We start from the raw sequence: 19875 nt of genomic DNA on the forward strand, positions 1-19875 counted from the left end.
TGAAGAGCAACCGGCGATCGCCCAGACGAGCAATCATAGGGGCATTGCTTGGTATATCACTATCAATCCCTACTATGGCAGCAGCTGCTGAGGGAAACGCGGAAGACAAGCTTCTCACGGCTATCACGCAAATGGACTCGGGCGAGCATAGTTCCTATGCGGTTCGGACAGACGGCAGCGTCTGGGCATGGGGAGGCGGCACCGCTTCGATCGGTAATGGGGCTACTACCCCCGCTTATACGCCTATGCAATTACATTTGGACCATGTGAACAAGGTTTCCGGCGGCTATCGGCATGCGCTGTTTCTGAAGGATGACGGCTCTGTCTGGTCGGTCGGGGGCAATGAACACGGGCAGCTCGGAAATGGCAAACAAACGACCGCAATTACCACATCACCCATCGCAGTGAACGGGTTGTCCGATATAATCATGGTTTCTGCAGGCGACAACCACAGTCTTGCGCTGCGTAACGACGGAACCGTGTGGGGCTTCGGCGGGAATGAGAAGGGACAACTCGGCAACGATTCCCGTCAAAATGCCTTAAAGCCCGTAAAGATCGAAAATCTGCCATCCATCGTCTCGATCGCGGCCGGAATGTACACGTCCGCAGCGCTGGGTAACGGTGGCGAAATTTGGGTATGGGGACTGGAAGCTTACGGCGGCGGGGGAAAATCGGATGTCCTTCGCAAGCCTTCCTTGGTCAAGGGGAGCGGCGAATATAAAGCCATCGATATTGATCAATTCTATGGAACCGCGCTGCGCGCTGACGGTACGGTATGGATGTGGACCAATCAAGCCTGGTATCAGCCGGAACGACCGATGTTGACGCCCTTCCAAGTACCGGGGCTGACCGATATCGTATCCATCAGTATGGACGCTGCCGTTAAATCAGACGGAACCGTGTGGACTTGGACAGTGGATCACCACGGCATTCCTCATGCCGTTCAAGTGCCAGGCATCAAGGACGCCGTATCGATTGCCTCTTCCGGTCGCAATCATCTCGTGCGCTTGCAAGATGGCCATGTCATGTCGTGGGGAGCTAACCAATATGGGCAGACCGGGCTTGGCGTATTGGATACGGAGATCACGACGCCTCAATCCGTGCGAAAGCCGATTGCCGTCTACCTCAACGACAACGAAACCGAGTTGACCATGCCGCCCCTGCTGCTTCATAACTCAGCCTATGTGCCGATTCGAGGTGTTTTTCAGCAAATGGGGGTGGAGGTTCGTTGGGATATTCCGACTCGATCCGTCATTGCGAAGAATGCCACGTCTACGATTGTGCTGAATTCCGTCACCGGGAAAACAACGCTTAACGGCAGCATCGTGCCTGCGTCCGAGAAACCGGTCTTCGTAAACGACAGCGTGTTCGTCCCGCTTCGTCTCCTATCGGAGACGCTTGGCGCCCATGTCACATGGGATGCACCCGCCAACGCGGTGAGAATCGAACAAGCTGCTGCGAACTAACTAACATGAAAAAAGAGACCTCGCAATGAGGTCTCTCTTCATTTTCTATACCATGACTTTGCAAATCGCGTTTGTAAAAGCAACCGGATCTTGGATCGGCAAACCTTCAATCAGCAGCGCTTGGTTGTAAAGCAGCTGCGTATACAGGTTCAGCTTCTCCGCATCCTTGTCAGCCGCTTCCTTCAGCGATTGGAATACCGGATGATTGACGTTGATCTCAAGCACCTTCTCCGCTTGCACGTCTTGGTTGTTCGGCATCGCCTTCAAGATTTTCTCCATCTCAATGGAGACTTCGCCTTCGCTGGAGAGGCACACCGGATGGCTCTTCAAGCGCTTCGACGCTTTAACCTTGATTACTTTGCCGCTAAGGATCGTTTGCATTTGCTCGAACAGCTCTTTGCTGCCGCTCTCTTCCGCATCCTGCCCATCCTTATCTGCATCCGACTCGATACCTAGATCGCCGCTCGAGACGGACTTGAACTGATTTTCTTTGTAGCTCATGATCGTCTTGATCGCGAACTCATCGATATCGTCGGTGAAGTAGAGAATTTCATAGCCTTTGTCCGAAACAAGCTCGATCGCCGGAAGCTTCTCGATACGCTCGATGGAATCACCTGCCGCGTAATAGATGAACTTCTGGTCTTCAGGCATTCTCGATACGTATTCATCCAGCGAAACCAGCTTCTTCTCCTTGGAGGAGTAGAACAGCAGCAGATCCTGCAGCGTGTCCTTGTTCATGCCGTAGTCGCTGTAAACGCCGAATTTCAGCTGGCGTCCGAATGCTTTGTAGAACGTTTCGTATTTGTCGCGCTCGTCCTTCTGCAGGCTTTGCAGCTGGCTCTTGATCTTGTTCTTGATGTTCTTCGCGATCAGCGTCAGCTGACGGTCATGCTGCAGCATCTCGCGGGAAATGTTCAACGACAGATCCTCGGAATCGACCATCCCTTTGACGAAGCTGAAGTAGTCCGGAAGCAAATCCGCGCATTTGTTCATGATCAGAACGCCGTTGGAATAGAGCTCAAGCCCTTTCTCGTATTCCTTCGTGTAATAATCGAATGGCGTGCTCTCCGGAATGTACAGAATCGCTTGGTACACGACCGCGCCGTCCGCGCTAATATGGAGATGCTTCAGCGGCTTATCGAAGCCGTAACGCTTCTCATTGTAGAACTGCTCGTAATCCGCTGCAGTGAGTTCGCTCTTGTTCTTGCGCCAGATCGGCACCATGCTGTTCACGGTTTGCTCTTCCACATACGATTCCAGCTCAGCCTCTTCTTCGCCTTCGCTGCCCGCTTTCGGACGCTGACCCTTCACATCCATCTTAATCGGATAACGAATGAAGTCCGAGTACTTCTTGATGACGGAGCGGAGACGGTATTCCTCAAGGAACTCATCGTAATTGTCGTCTTCTGTGTTCGGCTTGATGTGCAACACGATTTCTGTGCCGACAGTCGCCTTCTCGCTTGGCACGATCGTGTAGCCGTCCGCGCCTTCGGATTCCCACTTGAACGCATCGTCGCTGCCGAGTGCCCGGCTTGTTACCGTCACACGGTCCGCAACCATGAACGCCGCATAGAAGCCAACGCCGAATTGGCCGATAATGTTGTGGCCGTCCTTGCTTTCATTGTCTTTCTTGAATGCGAGCGAGCCGCTCTTCGCGATAACGCCAAGATTGTTCTCCAGCTCTTCTTGCGTCATCCCGATGCCGGTATCGGTGATCGTCAATGTACGCGCTTCTTTATCGGCAGTCACTTTCACGTAATAATCAGCCTGATTAAATACCAGGTTATCATCCGTTAGTGCCTTGTAATAAATCTTATCGATGGCATCACTCGCATTCGAGATCAGCTCCCGCAAGAAGATTTCTCGCTGCGTGTAGATGGAATTAATCATCATTTCGAGCAGTCGCTTGGACTCTGCCTTAAACTCTTGCTTGATCATTAGTCGATACCCTCCCAAAAAATGTCGCAGTCATGTCATTAGCACTCTAGCTTTCGGAGTGCTAAACACTCTCTTTTTTATAGCATTTTTTTGGGAATGGCACAAGTACAATCGAAGCGTCAGCCTACATGCTGTCCATTTACAACAAGCTTCGTTTCGATATTTCCGCGCGTTGCTTTGGAGTACGGACATACGCCTTTGGCCGCTTTGACCAGCTCTTCCGCCGTGTGCTGATCTACGCCGTCGATGTTGACGTGAAGCTGAACAGCCAGCTCGAATCCGCCTTCCGCATCTTTGCCGATGCCGACGTGAGCAGTGACGTCTGTGCCGGCATGCTGCACCTTCTGCGAACGCGCCACCAAGTTCAATGCACTGTCAAAGCATGCCGAGTAGCCCGCTGCGAACAGCTGCTCCGGATTGGTACCTTCTTCACCGTTGCCGCCAAGTGACTTGGGCATGCGCAGATCCAGATTAAGCACACCGTCGGATGATGTGATTCTGCCATTGCGTCCACCCTCTACTGTTGCGATTGCCGTATATAATGTTTCCATGTTTATTCTCTCCCTCGCCGTTTAATTGTATGCAATTTAATTGTGTAAAATAAATTTAACATCTTTCATTTCAGCCGTCAACAACAAAAAAAGCTAAGCCGAATTATCGGCTTAGCTTTACTTATCATTGGTCGCGTTCGAGGCGGCCTTTATTTCTACCCTTGAATTGCCGAATACATAGTTAGAAAGAACTATTCCAACGGTAACGGAGGTTCGGCAATCAGATGACCAAAACCGCACAAATGGACAAGCTTCTTGACGCTTGCAAGGAGGGAATCAGCAGCTCTGAACTCATCGCAATCATCCAGGGCATATTCAACTTCGATCTCGAAACCCTGCAGGTATCGCCTTTGCCGCGAGAAGTCCTGGATGCTTTTCTTCAGCAGGCCGCCGGTTCTGTGACAGGCCCGGAAGTACGCAGAGTGATCAATGAAAATTTTGCGATTAATCTGGATGCCTTATCTGCACTGGAGCAGGCTCGAATCTCCCTCTATTCCAAAGGGCAATGGATGCTCCGGCATGAATGGGACTTGTTCGTCGTCCACACCGGAACCGATGACGTAGGCGTGAGCATCTATCCCACCACCTATTACGCGGAGCATACCGGCACCGCTCAACTGCCGCAGGAGCTGCTGGAAGCCTTGACCGACCAGGGTTTCACTTGCGATGCGGAATCCGGAATATGCTCGTACACAAGTCCCCGCGGCGAACCTGTTCCGGATGCCTTTAAAGGTCAAACGATGAAGGCGGTGATGTCAGCCATCCGAACCGTCTCCGCTCGCCTCTAACGACAGCCCGGCTATTTGCCGAAGGACGAGAGAAACTTAACGCGATCCCCCATCGGGGGAGTGCTGTTGTCCTTCAGGGCCACCTCCAGAATCGCCGGCCCCTTTAATGACGTTAACGGCTCAATAAGCTCAGAACGGATATCATCCATCCCGTTAATGCGGTAGCTCGGTATCCCCATCGCGGCAGCCATTCCCGCGATACTGACGGCTTCTTGCTCGAAGGAAGGGTGGGTCCGCTTAAATTGCAGCGAATGTCCGTGATACACCATACCCAGCCGGGCATTGTTAATCACGATAAACAAGATCGGCAAGCCCAGTTCTTTGGCTGTCAGAATTTCCATGCCGTGCATGAAGAAACAGCCGTCTCCCGTAATGCATGCCACCGGACGATCCGGTTCCGCCAATTTGGAGCCGATCGCCGATGCTATCCCCGTTCCCATTGCCCCAAAATGGACATTGATATTGTACGAATCCCAATCCAGCACCTTCATGTAATGAATGACATAGGACATGAACTCCCCGATATCCACCGTGTAGCGCATATCCGATGGGAGGCATTCTTGAATGTTCAGCAGCACATTACGGGTGTTAAAGTCTTCGGCTGCATCTTGCAGCGGCCGATGCCGCATGCTTGCTACGTCAACTTTCCCCCTCTGGCTCGAAGCCCCAAGCGCTCTAAGCTCTTCGATCAACATCAGCAAACTCAAATGGATGTCGCCAAGAACCGGCAGATCAATACTGTATTTTCGATTGAAAACAGTCTCGTCAAAATCCAACTGTACCGTGTAGCGGCCTTTAGTCAGATTGGCATTATAGTTGTTCGTAGCGGTCTCGCCTAAGCTGGAGCCCACGATTAACAACGCTCCGCCGTCATCCTCGGCAATTAAGGCCGATGCCGCTTCATGACCTGCGAATCCAAACACCCCGACATACAAAGGGTGGTTTTCCGGAATATAGCCTTTGGCCTGCGGAGTTGTAACGATCGGCCATGCCAGCAGCTCCGCCAGCTCAATCAAGGAGTCTACCGAGCCCCGTACGCCTTGTCCGACAAAGATGCAGCCTTTCTGCCTCTTCCAGAGGGCTTTTGCCGCCCTCTCTATCGTAGTAAGCAGCGGAATCATCGGTTTGCGCGGGAGCAGGGGCGGAAGGATGGGGTTGCCGATATCCGCGTGTTGAACGTCTATTGGAATCGCAATATGAACAGGGCCAGGCACGCCGGAGATGGCGATTTGGCAGGCTCTGGCGACTTCGCGAAGCAGATCCTTCGCTTCCGTGACCAAGACGCTATACTTGGTCACGGGACGAAATACCGGAGCGACATCGAGCTCCTGCGAAGCATTCAGCCCCATCGTGTTGACGGGTACAGCCCCGGTTATAAACAGAACGGGCAGATGCTCGCGCATCGCGTTAGCCGCGCCCGTCACCAAATTCGTTGCGCCCGGTCCGCTGCAGCCGATGGCTACGCTCAACTGACCGGTGTATTTGGCATAGGCCGCGGCCATATACGAGGCTGCCCCTTCATGCTTTGTCACGATGGGTTCGATTTCCGGCATGTCATATAACTCATCGAAGAACGCGTTAACGGAGCCTGCCGGAATCCCGAATAGATGTTTTACCCCATTTTCCTTTAAAAATGCCAGTACCGCCCCTGCTGCTCTCATGCTTCCAGCCCCCTATAGCTTTAGATACGAAGAAATTGTTCTGCAATATCTTGCGCCTTCATAGGGCGACTGAAGTAGTAACCTTGCATTAAGTAACAGTCACGGGCAAATAAGAATTGGGCATGCTGCTCGGTTTCGACGCCTTCGGCAATAACGCTTAAGTTCAAGTTCTGTGCCAGCGTAATGATGATGTTCGTAATCGCCGCATTGTCATCGTCATTGGTGATATCCTGCATGAACGATTTGTCGATCTTAAGCGTATCGATCGGCAGGCTCTTCAAGTAGCCGAGCGACGAATACCCCGTTCCGAAGTCGTCGATGGCAATCTTGATGCCAAGGCCTTTGAGCTCCTTCATCGTTTTCAGCGTCAATTCCCGATTCTTGATAATCAAGTTCTCGGTGAGCTCCAGCTCCAAGTGCTCGGGAGACAAGCCTACTTCCCTGAGTACGTTATTGATCATCGAGAACAGATTGTTCTGTTCGAACTGACGAACCGACAAATTGACCGACATCCGGAACAGCGGATACCCCTGGTTCTGCCATTCCTTTAACTGCCTGCATGCCTCTCTAAGCACCCATTCGCCAATCGGTACGATCAATGCCGTTTCTTCCGCAATCGGAATGAACTGGTCGGGCGCAATAAGGCCTCTCTTCGGATGATTCCATCTCAGCAGCGCTTCCACACCGACGATCCGCTTCGTTTTATAGTTAATTTGCGGCTGGTAATAGATTTCAAGCTCATTCTGATCCAGCGCTTTATAGAGATCGTTCTCCAGCTTCACGCGTTCGAACGTTCGGGTGTCCATGCCCTCGCTGAAGAAATGGTAGCTGTTGCCCGAAATCTCTTTCGATTTGTACATCGCCGTATCGGCGTTCTTGATTAAGGTTTCGCTCGTATCGCCATTATCCGGGTAGAGACTGATGCCGATGCTCGCCTTCATGTAGATCTCATTGTCGAGCAGTTGGAACGGATCCGTGAAGGAATCGACCACCAGCTGAACAACCTTCAGCACTTCGTTCTCGTTCTTAATATTGGGTAAGAAAATGGTAAACTCGTCGCCGCCCTGTCTCGAGACTGTCGCCCCCTTCGGCACGCAGTCGCTGAGCCGCTTCGCCACATCGCGCAACAAGAGGTCGCCGTAGCTGTGTCCCATGGAATCGTTAATAAACTTGAAGCGATCCAGATCCAGATACAGCACAGCCAGTTTCTCATTGTTGATTTGAGCCTGCGTCAGTCCTTGATTCAGCCTGTCCTTCAGCAGAAGCCGGTTAGGCAGATCGGTCAAGCTGTCGAAATACGCACGGTATTTGATCTCTTCCTCCATCTGTTTCCGCTGCGTAATATCCTTGAAGGTAACCACTTCCCCGACGATTTCGTCGCCTTCCCTAATGGAGGAGATCACATATTCAACCGGAAAGACAGAGCTGTCTTTTCTGCAAAACTTCTCATCCTGATAATGCCGGTTCCAATTGCCGTCGATCCCGGTCGGCGGATCCTGGCCGGTCACGATGATGCAGCAATCCTGTCCGATTAGCTCTTGGCTCGAATCGTAGCCTAACATGGCAATGCCGGCCGGATTACAGAATGTAATCTTGCGCTCCAGATCCAAACCGAAGATGCCCTCGCCGGCCGAGTTGAGGATCAACTCCTTCTCCCGGCTGAGCTGCCGCAGCTCCGTAACGACGCGTTCAAGCTCCTTGTTCTTCACCGTCACTTCGGAGGTTCTCTCTTTGATAATGATTTCTTGCTTCTCCATGTAGAGCAGGTTCGATAACGTCGAAGCCGTCGCATCGACGATCGACTGGCCCAGCTGAATCGTCGCTTCCGAGAAGATAAAGCTGCCTTCCTCCAAATTGACGACCGGAATAACGCCGAGCACCTCGCCCATCGAGACGATCGGCAGCACCAGCATCCCCTTCATGCCGAAATTACGGCAGACTTCATGGTTAGGCCGGTCATCCGCGAAGACATCCGGGATCAGTACAGCCTTCTTCGTCCGGATGACCTCTTGGATTACGGGGTCATTACTCTCGTCGATGCGGATTTTGCTATGGGCTTCGATCCAGTCTTCTTCGGTCCAGTCGCTGTTCTTGCTCAGCTTCGCCGGGCGAATATGGCTCTCCGTAATCGGATCCAAGAGATGGACGCCGATATTGTAATTATCGAGCACCTTGCCTAAGTAGAAGAAACAGCTGTCCAGGCTCTCCTGCATCGTCGAGCACATGGCTAAATCGCGTGTCACATCAAGGAGCAGCTGCTTCTCGGAAATAAGATTTTCTTTATGCGTCAAGTTCTTGGCGTTCTGAATCGCAACAGCCGCCATATTCACATAAGCTTCAACCGTTTGAATTTCGGAATGGGTCAAGTTCATCGGAATCCCATAGTCGAATAAAAATACAAGACCGAACAATTCTTGCTCGAACGAAATGGGGAGTACCAGCAGCGACTTTATTTGAAACCCTTGCACCGCTCGCGGGTCAGGACGCGTGTCCTTGGAAGTATCGGGGATATAGATCGTTTTTTTCGTTTCAATGACTTCTTTGGCGAGCAGGTCCATCTCGGTATCGATGACATGCATATCGATGGTCCAGCCGTTAATAACGCTCGGCTTGCCGACATAACCCCGGAATGTGCCGTCCTCCTGAGGCAAGTAGATGCCTACCGAATTACAGCGTACAATCTCCTCGGAAATCGCCGTTGTTACATGCTCCAACACTTCACGCAGCTCGAGCTTCGTATTAATCAATTTCGTTAAATTCGCGAGCCGAGAATATCTCATTTGTTCTTTTAACATACATCGATCCCCATTCCCCTAGTTTCTAGAACACCCGATGGTATGCGTAATTAATCTATTAGTATAAAAATACTATGGAAGCCTTACAAATTTCTACACAAAATTGTGAAAACGCCTTCAAAAACCGATATTTATTTAAAAAAAGTTAGGAAAAATGGCCTAAACTGTCATTTCAGGTCCATGCGTGGTCACAAGCCTGTAACAACTGTCGGTTTCGGCATAAAAAAGGACCGAATCTGCCATCTGGCAAATTCGGTCCCTGGGTAGGTTTTATAACACCGGCAGCAGCACTCGGCTCGGATATTCAGCCGAATGGTAAATCGTCTGCTTCACGATTATCGGCTGCGGATCGTCGTAGGGATTCAGGCCGGTATTCGTGTTCGGGAATGCAACGAGCTTGCTCGAAGACGTAATTGTAAATCGAATGCGATGGCCCGCTTGGAACGTATGCGCGATATTTTGCAGGAAGATGGAATACTTCTCCACCTTGCCCGGCGTAAGCAGCTCCGGTTCATCGAAGCCATGGCGATACTTGGCTCTCACGATATAGTTGGACAGCCGGATGGAGTTCCCCTTCTCGTCCACGTCGCTCAGCGTCACCACCCAGTCCGTATCGACGCCGGTGCTCGCCGCATACAGCTCACAGGATAACTCGCCGGCAACGGTCAGCTCCTCCGTCAAAGCTTCGCCGGTGTAAACGAGGATATCGCTGCGCAGCTCATGCTTGCGCATGTTCTCCGGCTCGCGTTCCCCGCTGTCCGCAACAGGTTCATCCGGATTGTATAGATACGAGTCAGGCTCCGACTGAGCCGCAGATGCAGGCGCGGCTCCCAGTACACCGTCACCGAGACTCGAATTCGCTCGGCCGCCGCTGCCCAGGTAGAAGCTTCGCACTTCCGCTTCAACAGGCGTCCAATCCTCGGAGGTCCGCCATTCATTGGTTCCGACCACATAATAAGCGGCTCTCGGCTCCTGATCGATGCCGTTGTTCACGCCTTTAAGGAACCGATCGAACCAGCGAAGCACGTTCACATCATAATCGTACACGACGGCATCGTTGCTGAAACTAACGCCCATAAGATCCCGTGCTCGGTTAGGTCCATGCTCCCATGGCCCTAGCCACAGCTTGCGGTTAGGCACATCATGCTCTGTCAGCATGCGCCACGTTTCCGAGACGCCTGCACTATCGCCATCGTACCAACCGGAGATGACGAACATCGGCGCCTTGACCTGATCGCCTCGCTCGGAGAACGTGCAGTTCCGCCAGAAATCATCGTACTCCGGATGCTCGCTCCACAAGTCCCAAGGCCCGGACGCTCGTCCGATCATCTGCTGCGGAATGTCGCGGATCGGCCTGGCATCGACAGCCTTCTCCGGATTCACCGTGATGCCCGCGAAGATATTGAAATCCGTCCGCGTCCCCACCGATTGCGCTAACGTCCAGCAGAGCAGCGGCCATGAGCAAACGGTGCCGCCCTTACGCACCGTATCCACGAACGGCGAACCTACGTTAACCTCGTTAACGACCGCCTTCAGGTTCGGATGACCGCTCGTTGCAGCAGCCGTCACGACATAACCGAGGTACGACGCTCCCCACATCCCCACGTTACCGTCCGACCAAGGCTGCGCAATAATCCAATCGATCGTATCCGAGCTGTCATCCCGCTCATAGTAGAATGGTACGAGCTCCCCTTCGGAGTCTGCCCGACCGCGGACATCCTGATTGACGACGGCATAGCCTTTGTTCGCCCAGCGTTTCAGCTGGTCCTTCTTCATATGGCGGTCATAGCAGGTACGGATCAGAATGGTCGGCAGTTTCGTCCCGGGCTCGATGCCCTCAGGCAGATACACATCGGTCGCAAGACGAACGCCGTCCCGCATCGGGATTAAATCTGTTCCCAGCTCCTGAATGCCATACCGTGCCTGCGATAACATCGGCGAGTCGTAGACAACGAGCGGAGTCAGCGCTTCATATCCTTCGGCAACGAGGATTTCCATCCCGTACCGGTTCGGTGCCACGAAGCCGATGACGACTCCATCCACCGTCACCACGTCCAGTGCCGTGTCCAGCCTCCGCGCCCAAACTTGCGAAGTTACTTCACGTTCCTCCACGTTAGAGGTATAGCGTATATGTTTGCGATACACATCTCCGTTTGCGAGCTTAACCTCTTCCCCGCTCCAAGCCGCTTCCTCGTACTGATCAAGGAACTGCCGGATACGCTGCAAGGGCAGCATGTAGGGTGCCTGCTCGGATAATACATTTTCCTGCATTTGCGTCCGCCGCCGGGCATCTACCTTGGCGTGCATGACCTTGTCCGCCGCAAATCGAATCCGTCCCTCATAGACACCTGCACAATAGAGCTTAAACGTTACTTCTTGAAGTATTTTGCTGATATTCATCTCGCTGCCCCCTATCCCCATACCTGCTCAAACACACGCAGCCAATTGCCGCCCATAATCTTCGCGATCTCTTCGTTCCGATAACCCCTTGCAATCAACCCCCGCGTAAAGTTGATAAAATAGCTGTACTTCTCCAGCCCCTTCACCGTCTCCGTGGAAGGTCCGTCTCCTTTGGCAAAACCAAGCATCGGCGCCACATGCTCTTTGAAATGGACAAGCGCCCATTCCACATCGCTCATCGGCCAGTCGGTTCCGATGCCGACATGATCGACGCCAACGAGCCGCACGATGTAGTCGATATGATCCAGCACATGCTCCATCGTCGTATCCTTCGGATCGCCGTGTACGAACCAAGGCATGGCGAACACGCCGATAACGCCGCCCGTTGCGGCAATCGCCTTTATTTCCTCATCGCTTTTGCAGCGCGCATGGCCATAGATCGCTTCGGCTCCGGTATGCGAAGCAATCACCGGGTGAACGGAAATGCCGCACGCATCAAGCGTCGTTTGTTTGCCGCAGTGGCTTGTGTCGACGATAATGCCAAGCTCGTTCATCCGGCCGATGAAACGGGCGCCGAATTTGCTCACGCCTCCGTCCGCCTGTTCCATACAGCCCGAAGCCACATAGTTCTGATTGTTGTACGTCAGTTGAAGAATTCGGAGGCCGAAATGATGAAGCGTGTCCAGCAAATCCAGGTTTTTGCCCAGGCCATCGTTCTCCTGCGCCGTCACGATGCCGGCTTTCCGGCCGCTGCGCTTTGCTTCGCGGATATCTCCGGCCGTCAGCGCTTTATCGAGCCATTCCACGGCATCGAACTGGCGCTGCACTTCGCCCATGCTCGCGACGACGCTCTCCGGGCTCGACAGATCGAGCTCTCTGTTGCCTGCCGTAATGCCGGAACGGTACCATTCCTCTTTGAACTCCGCAAGCTCCCCGCGGGCGATCATGCCTTTAATGAGTTTAGCCGGCATCATGCTGTATTCCATCGGTTGGTCCTTATAGGGCTCGCATTGTTCCTGCAGATGTTCGGCAACTTGCGCCGGTATCGCCTTTGGCGACAGCGGCCCCTGGAACAGCAGGTCAATGATGATGATCTGCTCGTGAAGCTGCTTCGCCCGTTCTTCTTCTTCCGCCGATAACGGGAAAGGGTATAGTCCCTCTGGTTGCTGATTCATGCTGAATTCCCTCTCCTAAAAGTCAATTTGCGTGCCTTTATGTAAACGAATGGCTTCTTTCAAAATAAACCCGGCTGCCGCCAAATCCTCGCTCGCGAGTCCAAGCGCTTTGAACAGCGTAATCGCTTGTTCCGAGCCTCGCCCCTGCCTGCTGCCTGTCAGCAGCTCGCCAAGCTCGCCTCGAATATGCGCTTCCGTAATCACGCCTTCCGCGAGCGGAATGAGATAATCGCCCGCTTCGTTAACGGCTGATTCCCTGCGATCGACATAAAGCTCCGCACGCCGCACGAGCTCGGAATCCAACTCCCTGTCCTTCGCTCGGCATGCCCCTACTGCGTTGACATGCGCGCCTGCTCGGATCCATTCGCCTTGGACAACAGGAGTCGTTGACGCTGTAACGGTACAAATGATATCGGCCTCTGCCACAGCCTGCTCCGCAGTTGGCGTCGCTTCAACGATGATGCCGGCTTCTCCGTAGCGCTGCTCGGTTTCCAGCTTAAGCTGCGCCGCATGCGCCGGATTCGGTCCCCAAATCGTAATGCGCCGGATCGGCCGTACAAGCAGCATCGCTTCGATATGGCTGCGCGCCTGCTCCCCTGTCCCGATCACCGCGAGCGTTGCCGCAGCTTCGCGCGCAAGCAGCTTCGTCGCGACCGCGCTGACCGCCGCTGTACGGATGGCCGTAATCTGCCTGCCGTCCACGATGGCTTCGAGCCCTCCCGTACCCGCATTGAACAGCGATACGAACCCTTGATGCGAGGGCAATCGCTTGGCATGATTGTCGGGGAATACGGTAATGATTTTTGCGCCGACCTTCTCCTCCCGCTTCAAGTAAGCAGGCATCAGCCCCATCAAATTGCCCCCGCGCACGGGAACAACGCTCCGCAAGGATTGTACCGCTTGTCCGGTTGCCAGATCCGCCAGCACTTCCTCCATAATGCCGATGCAATCCTGCATCGTCAGCAGTTCTTTGACTTCATTCTGTGTAATGACCAACATGCGATTCACCTGTTTCTGTATTTGCTCGTTCCAGTATAGCAGAATCTGTGCTACCTTTACTCGGACTCCGGCACCAAGCAATCCCGCAGCTCGCTGCCGGGCATTGTTTATACTTTTTTTAGAACTGGTTTATGGAATATTTACGGGTAGATACTACAATGAAATGGAAGGAGGCTGCCACGCCATGTCCATCCGAACGAAACTGCTTTTCTCCTATATTGCGATGATAGTTATTCCGGTTCTGCTGCTTGGCATTACGGTTACCTTAGCGGCGAATATCTTCAAGCAGGATATGACTTCCCAAACCGGTCAAGCAGACCTTCCTAGTCGTCATGTGCCGTTTGCCGATATCCGCGACTTGTTCAGCGGACGCAGCGAGATCGCTTCCGGTTTGCGGTTCGTGGCTCAGCATGATCCGAAGCTGCTCAGCGATCCTGCTTTCCTCGCTTCGACGGAGTCGGAGCTGGCCAAAGTAGACGCCGGCATGATCATCCTTGTCGATAAGGCCGAAGCTCCGGCCTATGCATCTCCCGGGGTCCCAGCCGAGGAAGTTATCGCCCAATTGCGGGGCGACAACGACGATGACAACGTGCATCGTCGCTATGATCACACGGGACCGCCGAGCGGCAATAGCCTTGATCAAATTGACTATTCGCGCCCTGACGGTAAATCCGCTTCAATCGTTATCGTATCCGATATGGAACCGGTCGCGAGCTTCTTCAAGCGATTTATCCCAACCGTGCTGCTGGCATTGCTTCTTGCACTCGTGCTCACGAACGGCGTTCTCACGTTCTTCGTCTCCCGCAGCATTATTAAGCCGCTGCATGCCCTGCGTGATGCCGCGGGGCAGATCCGCGAAGGCCGGCTGGACCATGCCGTTAATTTGCAGCGCAAGGATGAAATCGGACAGCTTGGATCGGCTTTCGAGGAGATGCGCATTCGGTTGAAAAGTTCGATTAACGCGCAGCTGCAGCTGGAACAGAGCCGCAAGGAGCTGCTTGCGAACATTTCCCATGATCTGAAGACGCCCATTACAGCCATTCAAGGCTGCGTCGACTGCCTGCGCGGCGGGGTTGCCGATACGGAGGAGAAACGGAACAAATACATCGCTATGATCGGCGGCAAAACGACCGATATGAACCGGATGATCGAAGAGCTGCTGCTTTACTCGACGCTGGATATCGGGAAGCTGCCGTTCCGGTTCGAGACGCTGGACATCGCAGAGTACCTCAGCCTTACCGTCGAGGAGCTGAAGCTGGACCCTCGGCTTAGCGGAGCCGAGATCCGGTTCCGCAACAACGCGGCAGCAACAGGTGCAGGCGGCGACCCGCTGCTCGTTCGAGCAGACCGCGAAAAGCTGCATCGGGCGATCTTTAACGTCGTCAATAACAGCATTAAACATATGGACAAAACGCCGCGGGTACTGACGATTGAGCTCAGCAGCGACGAGCAGACGGGGGCGACCGGAGCGGCGAGTTTCACGAACTCGGCGAGGCTAGCCGGTAACACCGGGTCCAACGCCACCGCAGCTATCATCATCTCGGATAACGGGTCCGGCATTCCGGCCGATGCGCTGCCCCATGTGTTCGACCAGTTCTATCGGGCAGAGTCGTCACGCCGTCCGGATGCGGGCAGCAGCGGGCTTGGACTCGCGATTGTGAAGCAAATTATCGAGGAGCATGGCGGTACGGTTGAAGCCGACAGCCAAGAGGGCGAAGGGACGGCAATCACTCTTCATCTCCCTGCCGTACAGCGAGTAAAGTTATCATCCGAAGAAAGCGAGGAGCCGCTATGAATCAAACTCGAAAACGAATCTTGATTATCGAGGATGACCCTGTCATCGCCGAGGTGCAGAAGGACTATCTGGAAGCAAGCGGCTTCACCGCAGACATCGCGGACCGCGGCGACCTTGGACTGGAAATGGCGCTGCGAGGGGATGGCTATGATCTCATCCTGCTGGACCTGATGCTGCCACGCATGGATGGCTATGAGGTGTGCCGACGCGTTCGGGAAGCAAGCAATATCCCCATCCTGATCGTCTCCGCGAAGAAAGAGGAAGTGGACAAAATCCGCGGATTCGGGTTCGGAGCCGACGATTATATCTTAAAGCCATTCGGGCTAGGCGAGCTGGTAGCTCGGGTGAAAGCGCATTTGGCACGGTACGACCGGCTTGTGGGCAGCGGCGAGTGGCGCAAGGATGAGCTGCAGCTGCATAACATCCGCATCGACCGGCAATCCCGCCGCGTGTACGTCAACGATGAGGAAGTGCTTTTCACGGCCAAAGAGTATGATCTGCTGCTCTTCCTCGTCACGAATCCGAATCGGGTCTTCCGCAAAGAGGAACTGTTCGAGCGAATTTGGGGGCTGGACGCGCTTGGCGATCATGCCACAGTCACCGTTCATATCAGCAAGCTGCGGGAGAAGCTCGAACGCGATCCATCCAAGCCGCGGTATGTCGAGACCGTTTGGGGTGTCGGCTACAGATTCAACCTATAACCAATAGAGGGGCTGCGTTACGTTGAAAAAGCTAACCTTGCAGGGACGCAGAATACTTCTGCTGCTGCATATTATTTTCGCTGCCATCATGCTTGGCGTTCAGGCCGTTTTTATCATTCTGGCGCTGACTGCTTCCGTAACAAGCGATAGTACCGTGCTGCACGCTTGCTACTCCATCATGCACTTGCTTGCTTCAAGCAGCGTTCGCGCCTCCACCATTGGGGTGACCGTCACCGGCATCATGCTGTCCGTGATGACTTCGTGGAAGCTGTTCCGCTACAACTGGATCATTGCCAAGGAAGTGCTTACCTTGCTGTACATCGGCGTCGGCATCGTCGGTTTGTATGAATGGACTTTGAAGGGGATCGAACCGACAGCGCAAGCCGGACTTGGCGCATGGCAAACATCGGGTTTTACCGTCAATCATTCGCTGCTTTGGATCGGCATTGCGGTGCAAACCGTTTCGCTCATCGTCATGTACATTTTATCGATATGGAAACCCGGCGGCGAACGGCGATCTTATCGCAAACCATTAAAGGAGGTGAAACAGACATGATCCGTTTATCCAAAATCATTTATTATGTACTAGCCTGGCTGTTCGGGATTTCGTTATTCACGCAAGTGTTTCTGGCCGGTCTCGCTGTCTTCGATAATGGCGATTGGTCCATGCACAAATCCTTCATCCACTACTTCGAGTTTGTTCCGATTGCGATGATCGTATTCGCCCTCATAGGCCGCATGGGCTGGAGAAGCGCTGTATTATCGGCCTTATTATATGCGTGCATCATCTTCCAATACATTTCCGTCAACTTGGATACACGCGTAATCGCCGCCATCCATCCCGTTACGGCACTCCTAATGCTTTGGGGCACGCTGACGATCATTCGCCGCTCTAACCCGTGGAAACCAATTAACGGATAGCTTCTCGCACAACGAGACGCTTGTCATCCAACTACCTTCCTATAAACCCTTTGTTATATGTAGCGTTTACTTAATTAAGCGTTCACTTAATTAATCAAGCATTTATTTAAGCGGAAACTTAATTAAGCGAACGCTTAATTAATGTCTCGATTGATACAACATTGATTTGATACAAGCATCTTCAACTGAGCGAAACCTTGGCACCGCAGTGTATCGAGCGCTTCTGGGATGACAACCGATGGCACATATGAACTATCCTAACCACCTCACTGCTCTAACTGCTCTAACTGCCCCAACTACCTTTCCAACCAGCCTCATTATTTAAGTGCACACTTAATTAAGTGCCTGCTAAATTAATGGCCTGATCGATACAACTAGGAGCTATCTCACTACACCTTTCCAACGAACCTCATTATTTAAGTACACACTTTATTAAGTGCCTGCTAAATTCATGACCTGATCAATACAGCTAGGAGCTACCTTACTACACTTCACCTTTCCAACAGTCCTCATTAATTAAGTGTACACTTAATTAATCGTGTGCTAAATTAGTGGCATGATTGATACAACCATTCAAGCCTTGGCGGAGCCTAGACGCAGAGATATTTTATATTTCATCCGCGACAAGGAACTACCCTCGAGTGCCATCGCATCGCATTTTTCCGTTTCGGCATCGGCTATTTCGCAGCATCTTAAAGTACTGGAAGGCGCTGGCCTTGTTGTTGTAAGGCGCGCCGGTACGCAACGATTCTACGGTCTCAGGAGGGAAGGTTTCTCCGAATTGAAGCAGTATCTCGAAAACTTCTGGGATGACAGCCAGCCGTCGTCATTTTAAAGTTGCTCGCTTAATCAACAAAGAGACACCGAATTTCTCGGTGTCTCTTTTTGTCATCTATAGGTTACAAAGTCGCGATTACCACTGCCAAGGCATTTTGACAGAAGCGCCTACTCTTTCGTGTCTGAACAGGCTTTTCACAGCCGGAGATGCTTGATCGTAAGCTTCTTGTGGAACGTGAATCGATCCGCCTGCACCGTACCAGTCGTTGTTATAGATCAATGCGATGTTTGTGCGGTTCACTTGCGTACGGTTTGGCGTACCGCGGTGCCACATGCGAATGTCGCGGATAACAACCGAACCCGCAGGCATGTAGACTTTCTCCGAGTACATGGATTTGGCTGCGCGCAGCATTTCGCCGTCGATGGACGTATGCTTTGTGCTCTCAGGGTCCAGGTGAGTTCCGCCCGGCCATACTTCAAGCGGTCCATTCTCTTCATGAACATCCACGAGCGGGATATTCATCACCAAGCTGTATGCCGGCAGCGCTACACCCAGTGTTGGGAACAGCGGCGGCACGTCGGAGTGTACGTTTTGATAATCGGAACCTGGGCAAGCTGTATCCGAAGCCAGATACGTACAACGAACGCCTTCGCCAAGAACAGCGTTGATAACAGGCATCGCGAATGCGTTTGCTACCATGTAATCATTTACAAATGGTTGTAAAAAAGGTAGATGCATCTGTGCGCGGTTCGTACCTGTATTGTAACCGAATCTGTCGATGTATTCGTTGAAGATCGGAAGGAATGCATCCTTAATCTCTTGTACTTGCTCCTTGGACAAAACGCTTTCAAATCCGATATATCCGTTTTTGCGAATTTGCTCAATTGCTACCTCGATTGTTTCTTGCTCCGGTACACCAGTCAACTTCTCTTGCTCAGTCAATTTCAACAACATATGAATCACTCCTTGTACTCGATTTATGTCCTGATTATACGTTGCAGAATCCAAGGCGTATTGTATAATGGAATCGAAATTGTAAAAAAGTCAGAAAAAAGTTGGTGATAATTTTGGCAGCAAACGATAATCTCCTTACCGGACTCGAAGAACTCATTGCCCTTATCGACTCGGAGTGGTCCTCCCTCGACCTGCATTCCTACGGCTTGTGGCGGAGCCATGGTTGGGATGGCGTCGGCCACAGCTTCGAGCTGAACTACTATATACAAGGCAGTAATTTGATTCGTCAGGATCAAGCGAAGGTCGAAGTGAAGCAAGGCGATCTGCTTTTTCTGCCGGATACGATTCGCAAGAGCAGCTGTGATGACGGCAGCTTCAGAGTGTTCTTCTTATCGTTCTGGTTTAAGGACGACGCGTTAAACACACGGCTGCGCCAGATTTACAAGACAATCGCCCGTGATTCCCATCCGCTTGCGGTACCCGGACTAGAGGACGATTTTGTCGCGCTTATTACGGAGCTGCGCTCCGGCAAGCGATTCCCGCATCTGCTGAAACATCTGTTCATTCATATCCTGGTGAAAATTTACCGGGCCGTTCATATTTATCATGGCACGAAGCCCAAGCATAATAAGCATGAGCAGATGATTGGAGAAATCATTAAGGAGCTTAACGAGAATTATGGCTCCGATATTTCATTGGCTGATATCGCCGCAACCTATTCGCTGAACGAACGGTACCTGAATCATATTTTCAAAGGGGCGACGGGCATTCCGCTTGGACGGTATTTGATGAAAATTCGCATTGAGCAAGCCAAACGGCTGTTACGCACCACCCATCTGCAAATTACCGATATCGCGATGGATACCGGTTTTTTCGACGCGGCACATTTCTGCAAATCCTTCAAGAAACATACCGATTACACGCCGGCCGAGTATAAAGCGCGCATGGAATAA

The 19875-nt window shown here is 52.5% G+C and carries 16 protein-coding genes; 8 read left to right on the top strand and 8 right to left on the bottom strand.

Annotated elements, in window-relative coordinates; translation table 11 throughout:
• Nucleotides 1–74: 74 nt before the first annotated feature.
• Complete coding sequence (locus tag BM412_RS25785) at nucleotides 75–1466, top strand: RCC1 domain-containing protein (protein ID WP_177246093.1); 1392 nt, start codon at nucleotides 75–77, stop codon at nucleotides 1464–1466.
• Nucleotides 1467–1511: 45 nt separating this feature from the next.
• Here BM412_RS25785 and htpG read toward each other — a convergent pair whose 3' ends face one another.
• Both htpG and BM412_RS25795 read right to left on the bottom strand, forming a co-directional pair.
• Entirely contained in the window at nucleotides 1512–3404 is a 1893-nt protein-coding gene (gene htpG / locus BM412_RS25790) for a molecular chaperone HtpG (protein WP_091224564.1), read from the bottom strand.
• Between the two features lie 119 nt (nucleotides 3405–3523).
• Nucleotides 3524–3955 (bottom strand): organic hydroperoxide resistance protein, encoded by a 432-nt coding sequence (locus BM412_RS25795; protein ID WP_091224565.1) that lies wholly within the window; start codon nucleotides 3953–3955, stop codon nucleotides 3524–3526.
• Nucleotides 3956–4179: 224 nt separating this feature from the next.
• Between BM412_RS25795 and BM412_RS25800 the strand changes: the two genes are divergently transcribed.
• Nucleotides 4180–4743: a hypothetical protein gene (locus tag BM412_RS25800; protein WP_091224566.1), complete on the top strand. Its 564-nt coding sequence runs from the start codon at nucleotides 4180–4182 to the stop codon at nucleotides 4741–4743.
• An 11-nt stretch (nucleotides 4744–4754) separates the two neighbouring features.
• On the opposite strand, the gene BM412_RS25805 is transcribed toward BM412_RS25800, so the two are convergent.
• The 5 genes from BM412_RS25805 to BM412_RS25825 form a co-directional block, all read right to left on the bottom strand.
• Nucleotides 4755–6404 carry a thiamine pyrophosphate-binding protein gene (locus tag BM412_RS25805; protein ID WP_091224567.1) on the bottom strand — a complete coding sequence of 550 codons (1650 nt, stop codon included), beginning with the start codon at nucleotides 6402–6404 and terminating at the stop codon, nucleotides 4755–4757.
• A gap of 20 nt (nucleotides 6405–6424) precedes the next feature.
• Nucleotides 6425–9199, bottom strand: a complete 2775-nt coding sequence (locus tag BM412_RS25810) for a bifunctional diguanylate cyclase/phosphodiesterase (RefSeq protein ID WP_091224568.1) — start codon at nucleotides 9197–9199, stop codon at nucleotides 6425–6427.
• Nucleotides 9200–9469: 270 nt separating this feature from the next.
• Nucleotides 9470–11599: a CocE/NonD family hydrolase gene (locus BM412_RS25815; protein ID WP_177246094.1), complete on the bottom strand. Its 2130-nt coding sequence runs from the start codon at nucleotides 11597–11599 to the stop codon at nucleotides 9470–9472.
• Nucleotides 11600–11610: 11 nt separating this feature from the next.
• The gene (locus BM412_RS25820; RefSeq protein ID WP_091224570.1) at nucleotides 11611–12774 is read right to left on the bottom strand and encodes a dipeptidase; all 1164 of its coding nucleotides are present in this window, start codon (nucleotides 12772–12774) and stop codon (nucleotides 11611–11613) included.
• Between the two features lie 15 nt (nucleotides 12775–12789).
• Entirely contained in the window at nucleotides 12790–13773 is a 984-nt protein-coding gene (locus tag BM412_RS25825; RefSeq protein WP_091224571.1) for an ornithine cyclodeaminase family protein, read from the bottom strand.
• A gap of 184 nt (nucleotides 13774–13957) precedes the next feature.
• Between BM412_RS25825 and BM412_RS31975 the strand changes: the two genes are divergently transcribed.
• The 5 genes from BM412_RS31975 (at nucleotide 13958) to BM412_RS25855 (ending at nucleotide 18025) form a co-directional block, all read left to right on the top strand.
• Nucleotides 13958–15568, top strand: coding sequence for a sensor histidine kinase (locus tag BM412_RS31975; protein WP_177246095.1), 1611 nt, complete (start codon nucleotides 13958–13960; stop codon nucleotides 15566–15568).
• A complete protein-coding gene (locus BM412_RS25840) occupies nucleotides 15565–16269 on the top strand; it encodes a response regulator transcription factor (RefSeq protein WP_091224572.1) in 705 nt (234 codons plus the stop codon). The genes BM412_RS31975 and BM412_RS25840 overlap by 4 nt, the downstream gene beginning before the upstream one ends.
• Before the next feature lie 22 nt (nucleotides 16270–16291).
• Nucleotides 16292–16825: a hypothetical protein gene (locus tag BM412_RS25845; protein WP_091224573.1), complete on the top strand. Its 534-nt coding sequence runs from the start codon at nucleotides 16292–16294 to the stop codon at nucleotides 16823–16825.
• Complete coding sequence (locus BM412_RS25850) at nucleotides 16822–17190, top strand: DUF6220 domain-containing protein (protein ID WP_091224574.1); 369 nt, start codon at nucleotides 16822–16824, stop codon at nucleotides 17188–17190. Before BM412_RS25845 ends, BM412_RS25850 begins: the two co-directional genes overlap by 4 nt.
• 556 nt (nucleotides 17191–17746) lie before the next feature.
• Complete coding sequence (locus tag BM412_RS25855) at nucleotides 17747–18025, top strand: ArsR/SmtB family transcription factor (protein WP_091224575.1); 279 nt, start codon at nucleotides 17747–17749, stop codon at nucleotides 18023–18025.
• A gap of 78 nt (nucleotides 18026–18103) precedes the next feature.
• Here the strand turns inward: BM412_RS25855 and BM412_RS25860 are convergent, their stop codons facing one another.
• On the bottom strand, nucleotides 18104–18922 hold the full coding sequence (locus BM412_RS25860; RefSeq protein WP_091224576.1) for a phytanoyl-CoA dioxygenase family protein: 819 nt from the start codon (nucleotides 18920–18922) through the stop codon (nucleotides 18104–18106).
• Nucleotides 18923–19026: 104 nt separating this feature from the next.
• On the opposite strand from BM412_RS25860, the gene BM412_RS25865 reads away from it, so the two are divergent.
• The gene (locus tag BM412_RS25865; protein ID WP_218163188.1) at nucleotides 19027–19875 is read left to right on the top strand and encodes an AraC family transcriptional regulator; all 849 of its coding nucleotides are present in this window, start codon (nucleotides 19027–19029) and stop codon (nucleotides 19873–19875) included.

This window comes from Paenibacillus sp. BC26, assembly GCF_900116125.1.
In the GTDB taxonomy this organism is placed as follows: Bacteria; Bacillota; Bacilli; order Paenibacillales; family Paenibacillaceae; genus Paenibacillus_Z; species Paenibacillus_Z lignilyticus.

Bases quoted from the DNA above. Each gene is read 5' to 3' on its own strand.
- BM412_RS31975 (WP_177246095.1), top strand. From the start codon at position 13,958: ATGTCCATCCGAACGAAACTGCTTTTCTCCTATATTGCGATGATAGTT.
- BM412_RS25805 (WP_091224567.1), bottom strand. From the start codon at position 6,404: ATGAGAGCAGCAGGGGCGGTACTGGCATTTTTAAAGGAAAATGGGGTA.
- BM412_RS25860 (WP_091224576.1), bottom strand. From the start codon at position 18,922: ATGTTGTTGAAATTGACTGAGCAAGAGAAGTTGACTGGTGTACCGGAG.
- BM412_RS25800 (WP_091224566.1), top strand. From the start codon at position 4,180: ATGACCAAAACCGCACAAATGGACAAGCTTCTTGACGCTTGCAAGGAG.
- BM412_RS25825 (WP_091224571.1), bottom strand. From the start codon at position 13,773: ATGTTGGTCATTACACAGAATGAAGTCAAAGAACTGCTGACGATGCAG.
- htpG (WP_091224564.1), bottom strand. From the start codon at position 3,404: ATGATCAAGCAAGAGTTTAAGGCAGAGTCCAAGCGACTGCTCGAAATG.
- BM412_RS25795 (WP_091224565.1), bottom strand. From the start codon at position 3,955: ATGGAAACATTATATACGGCAATCGCAACAGTAGAGGGTGGACGCAAT.
- BM412_RS25850 (WP_091224574.1), top strand. From the start codon at position 16,822: ATGATCCGTTTATCCAAAATCATTTATTATGTACTAGCCTGGCTGTTC.
- BM412_RS25815 (WP_177246094.1), bottom strand. From the start codon at position 11,599: ATGAATATCAGCAAAATACTTCAAGAAGTAACGTTTAAGCTCTATTGT.
- BM412_RS25820 (WP_091224570.1), bottom strand. From the start codon at position 12,774: ATGAATCAGCAACCAGAGGGACTATACCCTTTCCCGTTATCGGCGGAA.
- BM412_RS25810 (WP_091224568.1), bottom strand. From the start codon at position 9,199: ATGTTAAAAGAACAAATGAGATATTCTCGGCTCGCGAATTTAACGAAA.
- BM412_RS25840 (WP_091224572.1), top strand. From the start codon at position 15,565: ATGAATCAAACTCGAAAACGAATCTTGATTATCGAGGATGACCCTGTC.
- BM412_RS25855 (WP_091224575.1), top strand. From the start codon at position 17,747: ATGATTGATACAACCATTCAAGCCTTGGCGGAGCCTAGACGCAGAGAT.
- BM412_RS25785 (WP_177246093.1), top strand. From the start codon at position 75: ATGGCAGCAGCTGCTGAGGGAAACGCGGAAGACAAGCTTCTCACGGCT.